This window comes from Prochlorococcus marinus XMU1419 (genome assembly GCF_017695955.1).
Taxonomy (GTDB): domain Bacteria; phylum Cyanobacteriota; class Cyanobacteriia; order PCC-6307; family Cyanobiaceae; genus Prochlorococcus_A; species Prochlorococcus_A marinus_AD.
Map to the genome: position 1 here is coordinate 296,120 of NZ_JAAORO010000002.1, position 13,113 is coordinate 309,232.

Below are 13,113 nucleotides of genomic sequence, written 5' to 3' on the forward strand. Positions count from 1 at the left end.
ATAAAAAATTTAAGTAAAACACTAGGAAATTTTAAAAATAGAAATGTCAAAAAATATTATTGAAGTCAGGAATTTATCTAAGTCATTTTATATCTCTTCTAAAGAACCAGGCCTAAAAGGAACCTTTAAACATTTCTTTAGAAGACAGACAAAAAGTTTAGAAGTAATAAAAAATATAAGTTTTGAAATTAAACAGGGAGAAATAGTAGGTTTTCTTGGAGCTAATGGAGCTGGGAAAACAACAATCTTAAAAATGCTTTGTGGCTTAATTTATCCAAGTGATGGTTCAATTTCAGTTTCAGGCCACTTACCTTTCAGAAGAAAAGAAAATTTTCTGAAGATCATTACCTTAATAATGGGGCAAAAACAACAACTTATTTGGGATCTTCCACCAATAGAGTCATTTTATTTAAATGCATCAATATATGACCTAGATAAGTACGAGGCAAAAAGAAGAATAAAAAAATTATCAGATATGCTTGAGATAGATGACGAGCTATATATACCTGTTAGAAAGTTATCCCTAGGTCAGCGAATGAAGTCAGAATTACTAGCTGCTTTGATACATGAACCAAATATTTTATTTTTAGATGAGCCAACACTTGGTTTAGATATTAATGCACAAAGAAATTTAAGAAAATTTCTTCAAAAATATAATGACGAAACTAATGCAACGATATGCTTAACGAGTCATTACATGAAAGATATTACATCGCTATGCAAAAGAGTTATATGTGTTCATAATGGATCTATCTCATATGATGGGAAGCTCGACCAATTATTAAAAAAACTTTCTCCTGTTAAGGAAATATTAATAGTTTGTCGCTCTGAAGAAGATGCATTTAAGTTGGTTAATTCAAGTTTTACTGTTAAAAATAAAACGAAGAATGAGATCACAATAAAAGTTGAAAATAAATCTATTACCTCTTCATTGAGAACTATCCTAAATAATTTTGATATTGAAGACCTATATATAAATGAGCCACCAGTAGATGAAATAATTGGGAAAATTTTAATTAAAAAAGATTATGATATCTAATTTGATTAAGAATAAGTTTTTCACTTTATTAAAAGTCCAATATTCAAACATGTTGGAATATAGGGTGGAAATCGCATTATGGGCGATTTCTGGAATTATTCCATTTTTCATGTTAAACATATGGACAAACAATAACCTTAATGAATCAATAAACATTAGTGATGTTATGCTTTCCAGGTATTTCTTGTGTGCTTTTTTTGTTAGACAGTTTTCAGTAGTTTGGGTTGTATTTAGCTTTGAAGAAGATTCGCTTATGGGTAAAGTATCTCCGTACCTAATTCAACCATTAAATCCATTTTTTAGATATTTTGCACAACATCTTGCAGAACAAATCACAAGATTTCCTTTCGCGCTAATAATCGCATTTTTATTTTTTATTTTCAATCCAGAAAGTATATGGATACCAAATTTGGGCATTTTAATCTTATCTATAATATCGATTTTCCTATCATTCTTAATTCAATTTTTAATTCAGTCAATAGTTGCATGTTTATGTTTTTGGACAGAAAAAGCATCCTCAATCGAAAGATTATTATTTATCCCAACTTTATTTCTCTCAGGTCTATTAGCTCCAATAGCCTCATTTCCTGAATATGTTAAATCATGGATTTATTTAACTCCTTTTCCTTATCTAATCGATTTCCCTGCAAATCTACTATCAGGAAATACAACAAATGTTTTTAGAGGATTAAGTATTCAAATTCTATGGATTCTATTGTTTTTTCCAGTCTTTAAAAAAATATGGTTAGAAGGAACGAAAAGATATACTGCTATGGGGTCATGAACCTTAAAAAATATTTAAAAGTTTATACAAAATTTTTGTATACATCTTTAGCCTCTGAATTGGAGTACAAAACAAATATATTAATTGATTTGATTTCTGCTATTTTAAGTTTAATAGGGAGTATTTTTTTATTATCTATTTTCTTTCAAAACAATAAAAGTATAGGAGGTTGGGAATTTGAACAAGCATTAATAATTCAAGGTATTTATACAATTTTGAATGGAATAACTAGTACATGGTTCAATCCCAATCTTACAGAAATAGTTAAACATATAAGAGAAGGGACATTAGATTTCGTACTCTTAAAACCTATTGATAGTCAATTTTTTATCTCATTAAAAAAAATAAATCCTTCTGGGATTTTAGAAATAACACTAGGATTTTTTTTATTATTATATTGCGTCAGGATTAATCAAATAAATTTAAATTTAAGTTTCTTTTCTTTATCTTTTATTACAATAATTTGTTCGATTAGTATTTTATATAGCTTATGGTTTTTTATCTCTACAACTACTATTTGGTTTGTTAAAACATGGAACGCGACTGAAGTATTGAGATCATTCCTTTATATTGGAAGATTTCCTTTGAATTCATTTTCTTTGTCTCTAAGAATATTTTTTAGTGTGTTCATTCCTATTGCATTTATAACTACAATCCCCTCTGAGGTTTTCCTTGGTTCTTCTCAATTATGGAAAATAATGCTTGAAGTTATTGTTGCCATGGTATTTTTCCTCACATCTAGGAAGTTTTGGTTATATGCCTTAAAGTTCTATACATCTGCCTCAAGTTAAATATTATTTAACAATATCCCTACAAAATTCCCAAATTCTTTGTTTACTTTTCAGACTAGAAAGCCTCGATAATTTCTCAAAATTAGTTTTAGTTTTTTCAACAGATAAAAGTCTACAGTTATATTTAATTTGATAATGCCTTGAAATAATTCCTAATTTAAAAGCAAAATCGCAAAAGATAATGAAAATTCCGAATATTAAAAAAATTTTTAATAAATTTGAAAAAGACTGAGAATAATTCTCCTTTTCAGTTTTTAATTCAAACTTCATTATTTAACAATATGTTGAGGACACTTAATTGCAGCAATAGCAACAGCTGTAACTTTAAAATTTTCTGACTTCTCAATAACCTTTTTAACTTCTAATGGACCAAATTTGTGACTAGCATCACTATAAGAAAGAAGTAAAGACTTATAATTATCATGACCTAAATTTCTATATTCACAGAAATTATCTCCAACATAGTTCAAAAGGGTTATTAATGTTAATTCAATCATTAAAGCTTTTTAACTTACAAAGTTCATATGAATAATACAATGCATAATTTTTTTAACAAGTTTAATCGCTAAAAACACTTTAAATCTGGAATTTAAAAGGTCACTTATGGATTGTATTATTTCAAGATTATTTCTGAATTGCGCAAAAATATAAATGAAAAACATTAAAGCACTATCCGTAGTGTGCACCAGTAATCTTTAACGCACTACCGATAGGGGGTTGCATTTTTTAAGAAATTGGTTTAAAAATAAGGTTCCCCATCACCTGGCCACACTTATGTGAGGCCTTTTTTTTTTCCCTCCTTTAAAAAAGGCTTTAACTTAAAAAAATAATTTGATGCAACAAATAAGTTATTAAAAGTTAGGATCATGAATAAATTCAAAATGAACTAAACTTTAATAACTTTAATAGCTATCCTTAGCCTTTATATCGACATTAACCTCATTAATATTCAAAAGTAATTAATCTAAAAAAAACTGATTAGGGATTTCATAAGTAAACTAATCCCAACAAAAAAACAGACGATTATAAAAGTTTTTTTAATTAATTTGTTTCCCTTTAACTTTGATAGATGAGCTCCTAAATATCCTCCTGTAAAAGAGCCAACTATCAATATTAGAAGTAAATTTAAAGATACTGTACCTATTTTACTCAAAAAAATAGCTCCTATGAAATTCCAAAAAATTCCAACTGTAAAAAAAGTTACACTTATTGCACTAAGAAAATCCATTCCATAGGTTTTTATTAAAAGTATCGTTACGAGCAATCCCGTCCCTGAAGAAATAGAACCATTTAGAATACCTATTATGAAAATAAAAATTAAAAATCTAATTTTTTGATTCAAATTAAGTCCATTTTCCCTAGATGACAAACCTAAATCTGATTTTAAAAATGAGTAAATTGAGAGAAATATTGAAATCACCCCTAAAAATAAATATAAATACTTTTCTGATATAAATTCAACGATAGAAGCTCCAAAAAATACTCCTGGGAGTCCAAAAATCAAAATTTGCAATACAACATTAATATAATTTTTTAGAGATTTGTAATTTCTTAATGAACCACCAAGTCCCAATGCTACTGTTGCTAATTTATGACTTGCTAAAGCCTGATAATATGGAACACCAAATAAAATCAATGCAGGCAATTGAAGTAAGCCTGCTCCACCTCCAGAAATTGCTGAAAAAGTATTAGAAAAAAAAGATATAAAAAATATTGAAATACTCCTAAAAAAAGAATATTCAAGGCTATCAATAAAGTTTGTTAATAAATAAAGCATAAAATCTAAACACTAAGTTGTATAAATAAATATTGTTATTCTAAAAATAAACTTATATCTTAAAATTTTATCTTCTCTTTTTTAAATCATAATTAAATAAAAACTGTTATTATCAAAAAAATCATCAAGAAATCATGCATAAGCAAGATGCAATTCACCTTGATCAGCTATGTCCCAAAATAAATAATAAAACCTGGAGAGAGTCTCTTCATAAAATCACTGCATATAAATGCATTTATTGCGGCAACCCATCAGAATCACTTGATCACCTTCATCCCATGTCAAAAGGAGGTATTAGCAGTACAAGTAATTGCGTACCATGTTGTTTGAACTGTAATGGCAAGAAATCAGATTCGGAAGTTCTTAGCTGGTACAGAAAGCAAAATTACTATGATCCAAGAAGGGCTATGGCAATAAGAGCATGGATTAAAGATGATTTAAGACTTGCTTCGGTTCTTTTGAATTACTTAAATAAAAAATGATTATATGAATTTATTAAACAAATAGAAAATATTTAGAATGAAAACTTAATATTACTTCCAATTTTGGCAAAGCATATTAAATATAGTTCAAATGATTCTACTTCCCTCTATATTTATTTTATTGCTCCTAAAAATCTTAATATTAGAATAGTCATCTTTCCAAATTATTGGTGAGTCTATAACCTTCCTCTCAGGAGATTTTACTGAAAAAATTAAGCCAAATACAAAAAAAATAGTTATCAAGATTATAGTCATTACTAATTTATCTGGAATATTATTCATTTGCTTAATCTATTTAGTAAAATTTTTGTCTGGAGTAGTTTTTTCATATATTTCTAAAAAGTATGATTTAAAGTAGTTAACACCTTCCTTCCCAATCAAGCCAAATGAACGTCCACAATCATTTACAACTTTCAGTGAAATTTGATTAGCCAAATCACCCTTCTCAATCCATTTTTTTTGTGGATTATAAGAAAATGAGATAATATTTTCTGTTTTTACAATAGCGGATTTCATTGCTTCATCTTTAGAAAAACCATTTTGAATAGCCTTACAATATTTTCTTGAAAAATTATTAGAAATCCTATTTTGAAGTAAACTAACACTAGGGTCTGATGTGTCAAAAGCAAATCCAACTATAGGATTTAATGTAAAAACTATAAAAAAAAATAAACCAAAAAAGAATTTCAACAATAGATATAAATCAATGCTTATTAGTAATATAACAGTTTTTCTTATTATCCTTTAAATCAAGTCTCATAATTATTTTTGGAATTATTAAATTTCAATTTATTAAAAATTAATAGTAATGCAATAAGTTCAGTAATAATAGTCAGAGGTTTATCAGACTACTAATTATGTACGAAACAATGTTGACATTGTTATTTTTCCCTGATTGGACAAACGGTCTTCCCTCAGACTTTTTAATACTTCATTTTTTCGTTGGGGCAGTGATTTTTCCATTCAATATGATTCATGCTAAAGCAAGGAAAATTGATAGTCAAAACCCTGAGGAGGCAGCTAATGGTTATAAGAATTCAGACAACACCACATTTTTTGGTTACGAAGAAATCAATTAGATTTCTCTAAAAGTACTTAAAGAAATTACTTAATTAATGATAATTTCCCTAAATTCATCTTTAGATTTAAAAATTTTAAGTCCTAGAGAACCTATAGGTTTATTAATACTTCTTTTAGGGTTAATATTTACTGGGATGATTTTTTATATTATCTACGCTGTAAGCACAAATCAAGAATCTCTCGAAGATAAAAAAATAAGAACAAAAAGAGAATCTTTGCAGCAAGAGAAAATAGGAAAATTATTTCCTAAGAAAAAATAAATTTAATTGTTTTATTATTATTTAAAAATCTATTTATGTTATTAATCAGTAGATCAGTTGGATCTAAAAACATTAGTTTTAGCTCATTTAAATTAAACATTTTTTCCATTTTTTTATACTAACAACTAAATTCATTTTACTAGATATAAATATTTTGATTTATTTAGGTAAACATTTCCACAGCCAGCAAAAAATGTTAAAAATGGGAAATATCTTTTTAAGTTTTGGAGCATATACCTCAATATCTATTTCTTGCTAGTGGAGTAAAGGATGAAAAAGGTTTTTGGATTGTAGGAGTCAAAAATTGTGATGAAAGTATCCTCGACGATAAAAACCTTTTAGATTGCTATAGAAAAGAATTAATAGGAAATGAATCAGCTAAAGATATTCTTTTTGCTATTAATTTAAACATAAATAATTTATTCAACGAATTAATAAATAAAAATTATTTACTCGAAAGACCTTCAATAGGGATTTCTTTTGATTTCCCACTTAATCTCTTGGAAAGTATTTTTGATTTTTGGGTAGATATATATAAAAATCAAGAAGCTTGGGAAACTTGTATAGGTCTTCTTAAAGTCAGAAAAAGAATTTCCCTTATTAACTTAATTAAAAGCAAAAGCTTAAAGGGAGACACAAAAAAGTGGGCTGTAAAAGTTGAAAATCTACATTCCTATATCCCAAACATAGTTAACAGTGAAAAGCAAAATGAACCTATGTGGAAATAATACTATTTTTAAATAAGATTGAATATTTACTTCTTGGAGTATTTAAGTAAAAATAAAGTTATCTATTGATTAAAAATGAATAAGCCATATTCTTTTAGTAATGATCAAATGAATGGAATAGTCGAAGACACTTATAGTAAGATCATAAAAGAATGTGAAAACTTAAAAAAAAATACTAATTGTCCAAACGAGCAGGTGGTAGCACTTTTAAGTGTAATAGCTTCTAATTTTGCAACGGCAGCTGAAAAAAAAGACAATTGAGATGATAAGTTTTTTTACCTGGAGCGAATTTGATAAAAGCGTAGATCACATATCTAAAGAATGCAAGTTTTTAGAGTTTTCTGGAATATATGGGATTCCTCGTGGTGGTTTATGCCTTGCCGTGGCACTAAGCCATAAATTAAAACTAAACTTAATTTCAGAACCAAAAAAAAATTCATTAATAGTGGATGATATTTATGAAACTGGAATCACATTAAGCAGCTTAAAAAATATAGAGGGTGCAACTTTTTTTGTATTGTTCAGCAAGATCAAGCCTACGTGGTGGAATACTGTACATATTTCTGAAAAAAATGAATGGATAGTTTTCCCCTGGGAAAACACTTTAAATGTTCATAGTGATCGTAATGAATATATCAATAAAAGAGGTTTAAGTTGAAAAAGAAATTATATCTCGCAAATCCATATGGATTTTCAAAACAAACGAAGAAACTCTTATCTGAATTTATTAAAATTTTCAATGATTTAAATATTGAAGTTTTTGAACCATTTGAAAGAACAAAACATATATTAAAAAAAGAAGGCGCCTGGGCTTATGAATTAGCAAAAAGTAATTTAAATGATTTAAAAAAATGTGATTGCGTTTTTGCGATCGTTAATGGAACACCTCCAGATGAAGGTGTCATGATTGAACTAGGTATCGCAATTGCTCTCAAGAAGGATATCTTTTTATTTAGAGATGATTTTAGAAGTTGTTCTGATAGCGATCAATATCCATTAAATCTCATGTTATTTCTTGGACTGCCTAAAGATAATTGGGAAAAATATTATTTTGAATCATTAGAAGATATAAAAAGTAATAAAAAAAGATTTGTGGAGTGGGCAATAAATCAACCAAATAAAACATCAACCATTAAGTAGAAGTTTTAATTTTAAATATATCTATTAAGGTGCTAGAATAATATTTATTTAGAAAATTTTGACACAAGTTACAGTCGGAGAGAATGAGGGAATTGAGTCTGCCCTTAGAAGATTTAAGAGACAAGTATCTAAATCGGGAATCTTCGCAGATTTAAAAAGACTTAGACATCACGAAACACCTATTGAAAAATACAAAAGAAAGTTGCAGCAGAGAAGAAAAGCAAGACGAAGATAATCTGCTAAAGCTCATAACTTTTTTGAAATCTTTAATATTATAAAATTTTTAAAGGTTTAAAATAGAAAATTTAACTATTTAAGCTTTTTTAGCTTCTTAACTAGATTTACTCCAACTCCTGATACAGCAAGCAAATCTTTTTCATCAGCAGCTATAACTGCTTTTGTAGTTTTAAATCCAGCCTCATATAAAGCTTTAGCGCTTTTTGCTCCAACACCTGGAAGTGTTGTTAAAGTTTCAATATTTTTCTTAGAGTTAACCGTTTTGGTTTTGGTTTTGGTTTTGGTTTTGGTTTTGGCTTTTGAGGTTTTTGCAGACTTAGATGCTTTTTTTTCTTTCTTTAAAGGTGCTTCAGGCGTTACTGCACTTTTAAATAGAATTGATTTTAGTTTGCTTAGAAATTTTGAAATCATTGCAACGTATATGAGTAATAAAATTAGCCCTTCATTCTAATACTTTATCAAATTCCAAGTGGAATTAATAACAAAACAATAGATAATTGAATAGAAATAATTTATTTACAATTATATAAAGACATACATTTAATACTTATGCAAGCTTACGAGCTATAGCAGTATGTTTAATATTAGTCTAATAACTTTAAAAAATAATGTTCTTTCAAAAATTAAAAGCATATATTAATAGTAAATTAAAAGTTTTAATAAAGATCAGATCATAAAAATGAAACTTTTATTTATAAGTGGCCCTTCTGGAAGCGGTAAAACAACTTTATCAAATCAAATAATTAAAAAAAATAAAAATGGTATTATTTTAAGAACCGACAATTACTATAAGACAGGTTTAATAAGTAAATTACTATCAAAATTTGTAGAAGGTTTTTTTGATAGAAGTATTAGTTTTAATAACAAACTATTCAAAAAAGACTTTGATTTTATCTATAAGAATGGAATTTCAGTAAGTGATCGTTATTATAATTTCGAAAAGAAGACAATTAAAAATATCTCAAAAGAAACAAATAATATTAGTTTTTTAATTGTTGAAGGTATTTTTTCCAAAGAATTCTCAAACACTTTAAATAAAAAAGATTATTATTTATTAGAAATAAAAACTAAAAAAAATGAGTGCATGAAAAGAGTTGTCAAAAGAGATATAAAAGAAAGGGGGAAGGATAAAAAACAAGCTGAAAATGATTTTTTAAGATCATGGGACATTTATTACGATAAATTCAAACCTAATAGCATAAAAAATAGTACAAATAAATTCATTATTGAAAAAGACACTAATATAGATAAAATTCTGAAAAATATTATTTAATAAAATCACTAAATTTTTTCTCTAAGATTAAAGCGCTTAAAATTGAGCCTTCAATCCTGCCAAATCCTTCTCCTTCAAACCAGTCTCCGCAAAATCCAATTCTATATTTTCTAATCAATTGAAAAGATAATGGGACGGCAATGCCAGAAGGCTGTGAAGCTCTCCATTTCATAATAGAGATTTTTTCATCAAAAGTTAATTTATTTACTACAGAATTCCCTTCAAACAGTTTATTGAAATTAGTAATTATTTTATGTTTAAAAACTTCTTCATCTTTTGCATTTATATAGGAATTAATTAACTCTAAATTTTTTGTATGTACTACAATTCCTAATTTATTATTATCCTGCATTTGAAAAATAATTCTTTCAAATTTATATTTATTTTCTAAATTATTTTTTAAATAAAAATACCTTTGTTTTTTAGAATAAAAATCTTTATAACTATAATTTTCATTTGTATAAATTAAAAAAGTTAACCTAGGAATAAATGATTGTTCTTCTAAAAAATTTAATAGTAAGTCTATTTTTTTATCGCAATTTAAAGGGATAGCTTTTCTTAATGGAATTTGATTAACATTTAATATATCCAATGACCTTTTATGTAACAACAAATTAGTTGATAGGACAAGATATTTAGATTTAAATTTGTCGCCATTTTTTGATGTAAGTACCCATTCCTTATCGTTAAACTTTAAATCAACTATTAAAGTTTCAAAGTAAAAATTTATTTTCTTCTTTAAATCATTAGATTCAATTATCTTTTGAGATAATTGACTCATGGAATCTAAAGAAAGATAATTAACCCCACATGAAAATTCGGATTTTTTTTGGCTTTCTGAATTAGAATCATCATTTAGAAAAAATAAATCTGAGTCGTCAATTTTAATAAATTTATTTGCCAATAATTCATCAATATAACTTTTTAATAGAAGATTATTTTTACTGTTAGATATATTAAAATTTGGGGCACCATGGTTTAGTTTCCATCCTTTAAATCTATTACTTATTCTTGTACTTGATCTCCCTCCTAGTCCACGACCAATCTCAATTAATGCAACTTTTTTTGTATTATTACTTTTAAGATATTTCGAAGCAAAAACACATGCAGATATTCCTCCACCTATTATTAATAAGTCATATGTAAAATTACTTTTCATAATTATAATATTGACAGAAATTATCTTTCATTTTCTAAAAAATCATGAACAACATCAAGTTTCTTTGATGATGAAAAATCAGATTCAATTACAGGAGTGATATTATTTTTTTTATAAAAACTAACTAAATCGCTGGTAAACTCAAAAAAATTTTCTAATGAATATAAACACTTTTCTGAAATATATACCTCTTTCCAAGGACGAAATTTAAACCGCGCTATAAATTGTTTAGAAGGAATAAATAAACTTCCAAATAGATTTAATTTTTCATCTTTTGCAACTTTCTTAAGATAAGTCATCTCATTCTGAATAACTTTAATATCTGTGCCATATTGAAACCAAATTGAATTTATTAATCCTGTCGAAATTTTCCTTTCAAACCTTTCCCTTTCTGAAGAGATCTCATAATATTTTTTTAGATATGGATTGTAAGCTATACCTAATTTAACATTTAAATTTTTTTCTTTTTTTAAATAACCTAATACATCAATTGAATCAAAGTTTTTTTTCTTTTTTGATCCTGATAAAAGCAGAATTTCATAATTTCTATTGTTGTGAGAATTTTTAATAAAATCTAAAAAATCTTCATATGATTTTTTTTTATTCTTTGAATATTGATGATAAAGACTATAATGATAAGTCACATTGAATTCATGGTATTTTTTAGATATGCAATTAATGGTTGAATTAAATAATTCCTTCTTTATAAGTCCTTTACATGGAATATTTATATTTTTAATATTATTAAATTTGCAGAAATTAAGTTTATTTTCTAATTGAGAAATATCTTTAAATGACAATTCAAACCGTATATTATTGTTCATTATTTAGTTTTTGAATTTCATCATTAATCATATTAACGAAAACACGCATCTGATACGGTTCTTATTTTAGAGCCGTTTTATTATTCTTAACCCTTAGCAAATAACTAGGAAAATCGACAATTCAGCTTTTAAGGAAATTTTATCTTCTGCAGATTTTGAAATAATAACAGTAAAACATATCTAATTTTCTGCTATTAATAAACGGGCAAAGATAAACAAAGACCTGCAAAAATACTAAAAAATAGAAAAATAATCTCGTATCAAAAATAATTATTTTACTTATTAATAAAAATAAAAATAAGTTTCATGTATATAGGCAAATAATTAATTATTTCCTTTTTTGGCAATTGATATATCCAAAAAAGATTTTCATGAACTCGAGAGGTTAGAATATCAAAAAGAATTATTTAAGAATATGGCAAGCCAGAATTATCTAATTGCAATAGCTTTAATAGAGCAAAACCTTGTTAGAGCAATGCCTCTTGGAGGTAAAGAAATTAAAGATAATATAGAGGAATCAGAAAATTTAAAGAAACTTGGAGAAGAAGTTATTTTAAATCTACTAATGAGGGTTTTTCAAAGAAGTGATGAAGGTGCTTTAAAAAGGTCTTCTGAAGAAAAAGGTTTGCTTCTGGTTCATATGCATCCTAAGAGAATGCAGAAAGAGCTTCCATTCATTAAATCTGAATGGATAAGAGACGGAGATACACAACAATTTTTAAAATACCTTGGCAATCTCTCCAAGGAAGTATGGACTGCATCATTTGTAAAATACAAAGGTATTGAGTTTACTTCAATCTCAAAAAATGAAGAAATCTAAAATATATAAAATGGTAATTTTTTTATAGGATTTCTTTATTTAAAGTATTATTTTCCTTATAGACTCTAAAACAATTTTTACCATTACCAAAATCTATTGAGGAATATTCAATATTATTTTTTAGGTGCAAGGCACAATTGCCCTCAATACAAATACAAGATTTAATAATTTCTCTATTTATAACATCATTAACATAAGGTTCCCTCTCTTTTTCTTCATCAAAATGTGGGCAGGCAATGCCTTCAACTATTCCTAAGCAATCTATTATAGATAATTCTTCAGCATAAGAATCAGTTATACCTTTATCAAACCAACAAATAGCACCAGCACTTACACCACTCATTACAATTCCTTTTTCATAAGCATTTCGCAAAATTTCATGTAAATTCCATTCTTTCCAGACAGCTAACATACTTTTTGTATTGCCTCCTCCAACATAAATGATGTCTTGCGTTAAAACTTTATCTTCTAAGTTTTCTGTTCTAGAGAAAAAATCAATATGACTTGTTATACAATCAAGTTTGGAAAATGCTCTATAAAAATTTAGTTTGTACAAACTACTATCACCAGATGCTGTCGGAATAAAGCAAATTTTTGGTCTTTTTTTATTAATTAATGAAATTATATATTTTTCAATTTCAAGAGAGCCTAATGAACGTCCAAACCCTCCTCCACCAATTGCGACTATATTTTTACTATGCATATTAAATAGAATATTT

General features: G+C 26.7%; 20 protein-coding genes. 13 read left to right on the forward strand and 7 right to left on the reverse strand.

Features of this window, described 5'->3' with window-relative positions:
• The first annotated feature begins 43 nt into the window (after positions 1-43).
• The 3 genes from HA151_RS05210 to HA151_RS05220 are packed head-to-tail and all read left to right on the forward strand — an operon-like array spanning position 44 to position 2,614.
• On the forward strand, positions 44-1,039 hold the full coding sequence (locus tag HA151_RS05210; RefSeq protein WP_209106432.1) for an ABC transporter ATP-binding protein: 996 nt from the start codon (positions 44-46) through the stop codon (positions 1,037-1,039).
• Positions 1,029-1,823: an ABC transporter permease gene (locus HA151_RS05215; RefSeq protein WP_209106433.1), complete on the forward strand. Its 795-nt coding sequence runs from the start codon at positions 1,029-1,031 to the stop codon at positions 1,821-1,823. The genes HA151_RS05210 and HA151_RS05215 overlap by 11 nt, the downstream gene beginning before the upstream one ends.
• Positions 1,820-2,614 (forward strand): ABC transporter permease, encoded by a 795-nt coding sequence (locus tag HA151_RS05220; RefSeq protein WP_209106434.1) that lies wholly within the window; start codon positions 1,820-1,822, stop codon positions 2,612-2,614. Before HA151_RS05215 ends, HA151_RS05220 begins: the two co-directional genes overlap by 4 nt.
• A gap of 269 nt (positions 2,615-2,883) precedes the next feature.
• On the opposite strand, the gene HA151_RS05225 is transcribed toward HA151_RS05220, so the two are convergent.
• Both HA151_RS05225 and HA151_RS05230 read right to left on the reverse strand, forming a co-directional pair.
• Positions 2,884-3,111 carry a hypothetical protein gene (locus HA151_RS05225; protein WP_209106435.1) on the reverse strand — a complete coding sequence of 76 codons (228 nt, stop codon included), beginning with the start codon at positions 3,109-3,111 and terminating at the stop codon, positions 2,884-2,886.
• Between the two features lie 467 nt (positions 3,112-3,578).
• The gene (locus HA151_RS05230) at positions 3,579-4,391 is read right to left on the reverse strand and encodes a sulfite exporter TauE/SafE family protein (RefSeq protein WP_209106436.1); all 813 of its coding nucleotides are present in this window, start codon (positions 4,389-4,391) and stop codon (positions 3,579-3,581) included.
• Between the two features lie 134 nt (positions 4,392-4,525).
• Here HA151_RS05230 and HA151_RS05235 point away from each other — a divergent pair, with 134 nt between their 5' ends.
• Complete coding sequence (locus HA151_RS05235) at positions 4,526-4,873, forward strand: HNH endonuclease (protein ID WP_209106437.1); 348 nt, start codon at positions 4,526-4,528, stop codon at positions 4,871-4,873.
• Positions 4,874-5,164: 291 nt separating this feature from the next.
• Here HA151_RS05235 and HA151_RS05240 read toward each other — a convergent pair whose 3' ends face one another.
• Positions 5,165-5,566 (reverse strand): hypothetical protein, encoded by a 402-nt coding sequence (locus HA151_RS05240; protein ID WP_209106438.1) that lies wholly within the window; start codon positions 5,564-5,566, stop codon positions 5,165-5,167.
• Positions 5,567-5,742: 176 nt separating this feature from the next.
• On the opposite strand from HA151_RS05240, the gene HA151_RS05245 reads away from it, so the two are divergent.
• The 7 genes from HA151_RS05245 to rpsU all read left to right on the forward strand — a co-directional run bounded on the left by HA151_RS05245 (position 5,743) and on the right by rpsU (position 8,316).
• Positions 5,743-5,952 carry a hypothetical protein gene (locus tag HA151_RS05245; RefSeq protein WP_245151597.1) on the forward strand — a complete coding sequence of 70 codons (210 nt, stop codon included), beginning with the start codon at positions 5,743-5,745 and terminating at the stop codon, positions 5,950-5,952.
• A 36-nt stretch (positions 5,953-5,988) separates the two neighbouring features.
• On the forward strand, positions 5,989-6,213 hold the full coding sequence (locus HA151_RS05250) for a hypothetical protein (RefSeq protein ID WP_209106440.1): 225 nt from the start codon (positions 5,989-5,991) through the stop codon (positions 6,211-6,213).
• Positions 6,214-6,437: 224 nt separating this feature from the next.
• Positions 6,438-6,941, forward strand: a complete 504-nt coding sequence (locus HA151_RS05255) for a josephin (RefSeq protein ID WP_209106441.1) — start codon at positions 6,438-6,440, stop codon at positions 6,939-6,941.
• A 75-nt stretch (positions 6,942-7,016) separates the two neighbouring features.
• Positions 7,017-7,202 (forward strand): hypothetical protein, encoded by a 186-nt coding sequence (locus HA151_RS05260; protein ID WP_209106442.1) that lies wholly within the window; start codon positions 7,017-7,019, stop codon positions 7,200-7,202.
• 1 nt (position 7,203) lies between these two features.
• Positions 7,204-7,599 carry a phosphoribosyltransferase gene (locus HA151_RS05265; RefSeq protein ID WP_209106443.1) on the forward strand — a complete coding sequence of 132 codons (396 nt, stop codon included), beginning with the start codon at positions 7,204-7,206 and terminating at the stop codon, positions 7,597-7,599.
• A complete protein-coding gene (locus tag HA151_RS05270) occupies positions 7,596-8,081 on the forward strand; it encodes a nucleoside 2-deoxyribosyltransferase (protein WP_209106444.1) in 486 nt (161 codons plus the stop codon). Before HA151_RS05265 ends, HA151_RS05270 begins: the two co-directional genes overlap by 4 nt.
• 58 nt (positions 8,082-8,139) lie before the next feature.
• The gene (gene rpsU / locus HA151_RS05275; RefSeq protein WP_002806486.1) at positions 8,140-8,316 is read left to right on the forward strand and encodes a 30S ribosomal protein S21; all 177 of its coding nucleotides are present in this window, start codon (positions 8,140-8,142) and stop codon (positions 8,314-8,316) included.
• Between the two features lie 74 nt (positions 8,317-8,390).
• On the opposite strand, the gene HA151_RS05280 is transcribed toward rpsU, so the two are convergent.
• A complete protein-coding gene (locus tag HA151_RS05280; RefSeq protein WP_209106445.1) occupies positions 8,391-8,729 on the reverse strand; it encodes a helix-hairpin-helix domain-containing protein in 339 nt (112 codons plus the stop codon).
• Positions 8,730-8,997: 268 nt separating this feature from the next.
• Between HA151_RS05280 and HA151_RS05285 the strand changes: the two genes are divergently transcribed.
• The gene (locus tag HA151_RS05285; protein ID WP_209106446.1) at positions 8,998-9,591 is read left to right on the forward strand and encodes a uridine kinase family protein; all 594 of its coding nucleotides are present in this window, start codon (positions 8,998-9,000) and stop codon (positions 9,589-9,591) included.
• Here HA151_RS05285 and HA151_RS05290 read toward each other — a convergent pair.
• Both HA151_RS05290 and HA151_RS05295 read right to left on the reverse strand, forming a co-directional pair.
• Entirely contained in the window at positions 9,584-10,750 is a 1,167-nt protein-coding gene (locus HA151_RS05290) for an NAD(P)-binding protein (protein WP_209106447.1), read from the reverse strand. The genes HA151_RS05285 and HA151_RS05290 overlap by 8 nt on opposite strands.
• Positions 10,751-10,770: 20 nt before the next feature.
• The gene (locus HA151_RS05295; protein ID WP_209106448.1) at positions 10,771-11,574 is read right to left on the reverse strand and encodes a hypothetical protein; all 804 of its coding nucleotides are present in this window, start codon (positions 11,572-11,574) and stop codon (positions 10,771-10,773) included.
• 415 nt (positions 11,575-11,989) lie between these two features.
• Between HA151_RS05295 and HA151_RS05300 the strand changes: the two genes are divergently transcribed.
• Entirely contained in the window at positions 11,990-12,394 is a 405-nt protein-coding gene (locus HA151_RS05300) for a hypothetical protein (RefSeq protein WP_209106583.1), read from the forward strand.
• Positions 12,395-12,416: 22 nt separating this feature from the next.
• Here the strand turns inward: HA151_RS05300 and HA151_RS05305 are convergent, their stop codons facing one another.
• Positions 12,417-13,097 carry a peptidase E gene (locus tag HA151_RS05305; protein ID WP_209106449.1) on the reverse strand — a complete coding sequence of 227 codons (681 nt, stop codon included), beginning with the start codon at positions 13,095-13,097 and terminating at the stop codon, positions 12,417-12,419.
• Positions 13,098-13,113 lie beyond the last annotated feature (16 nt).

Excerpts from the sequence above, each read along its gene's own strand:
- HA151_RS05215 (WP_209106433.1), top strand. The coding sequence starts at position 1,029 with ATGATATCTAATTTGATTAAGAATAAGTTTTTCACTTTATTAAAAGTC.
- HA151_RS05210 (WP_209106432.1), top strand. The coding sequence starts at position 44 with ATGTCAAAAAATATTATTGAAGTCAGGAATTTATCTAAGTCATTTTAT.
- HA151_RS05235 (WP_209106437.1), top strand. The coding sequence starts at position 4,526 with ATGCATAAGCAAGATGCAATTCACCTTGATCAGCTATGTCCCAAAATA.
- HA151_RS05300 (WP_209106583.1), top strand. The coding sequence starts at position 11,990 with ATGGCAAGCCAGAATTATCTAATTGCAATAGCTTTAATAGAGCAAAAC.
- HA151_RS05250 (WP_209106440.1), top strand. The coding sequence starts at position 5,989 with ATGATAATTTCCCTAAATTCATCTTTAGATTTAAAAATTTTAAGTCCT.
- HA151_RS05245 (WP_245151597.1), top strand. The coding sequence starts at position 5,743 with ATGTTGACATTGTTATTTTTCCCTGATTGGACAAACGGTCTTCCCTCA.
- HA151_RS05225 (WP_209106435.1), bottom strand. The coding sequence starts at position 3,111 with ATGATTGAATTAACATTAATAACCCTTTTGAACTATGTTGGAGATAAT.
- HA151_RS05280 (WP_209106445.1), bottom strand. The coding sequence starts at position 8,729 with ATGATTTCAAAATTTCTAAGCAAACTAAAATCAATTCTATTTAAAAGT.
- HA151_RS05260 (WP_209106442.1), top strand. The coding sequence starts at position 7,017 with ATGAATAAGCCATATTCTTTTAGTAATGATCAAATGAATGGAATAGTC.
- HA151_RS05290 (WP_209106447.1), bottom strand. The coding sequence starts at position 10,750 with ATGAAAAGTAATTTTACATATGACTTATTAATAATAGGTGGAGGAATA.
- HA151_RS05305 (WP_209106449.1), bottom strand. The coding sequence starts at position 13,097 with ATGCATAGTAAAAATATAGTCGCAATTGGTGGAGGAGGGTTTGGACGT.
- HA151_RS05230 (WP_209106436.1), bottom strand. The coding sequence starts at position 4,391 with ATGCTTTATTTATTAACAAACTTTATTGATAGCCTTGAATATTCTTTT.
- HA151_RS05220 (WP_209106434.1), top strand. The coding sequence starts at position 1,820 with ATGAACCTTAAAAAATATTTAAAAGTTTATACAAAATTTTTGTATACA.
- HA151_RS05295 (WP_209106448.1), bottom strand. The coding sequence starts at position 11,574 with ATGAACAATAATATACGGTTTGAATTGTCATTTAAAGATATTTCTCAA.
- HA151_RS05265 (WP_209106443.1), top strand. The coding sequence starts at position 7,204 with ATGATAAGTTTTTTTACCTGGAGCGAATTTGATAAAAGCGTAGATCAC.
- HA151_RS05285 (WP_209106446.1), top strand. The coding sequence starts at position 8,998 with ATGAAACTTTTATTTATAAGTGGCCCTTCTGGAAGCGGTAAAACAACT.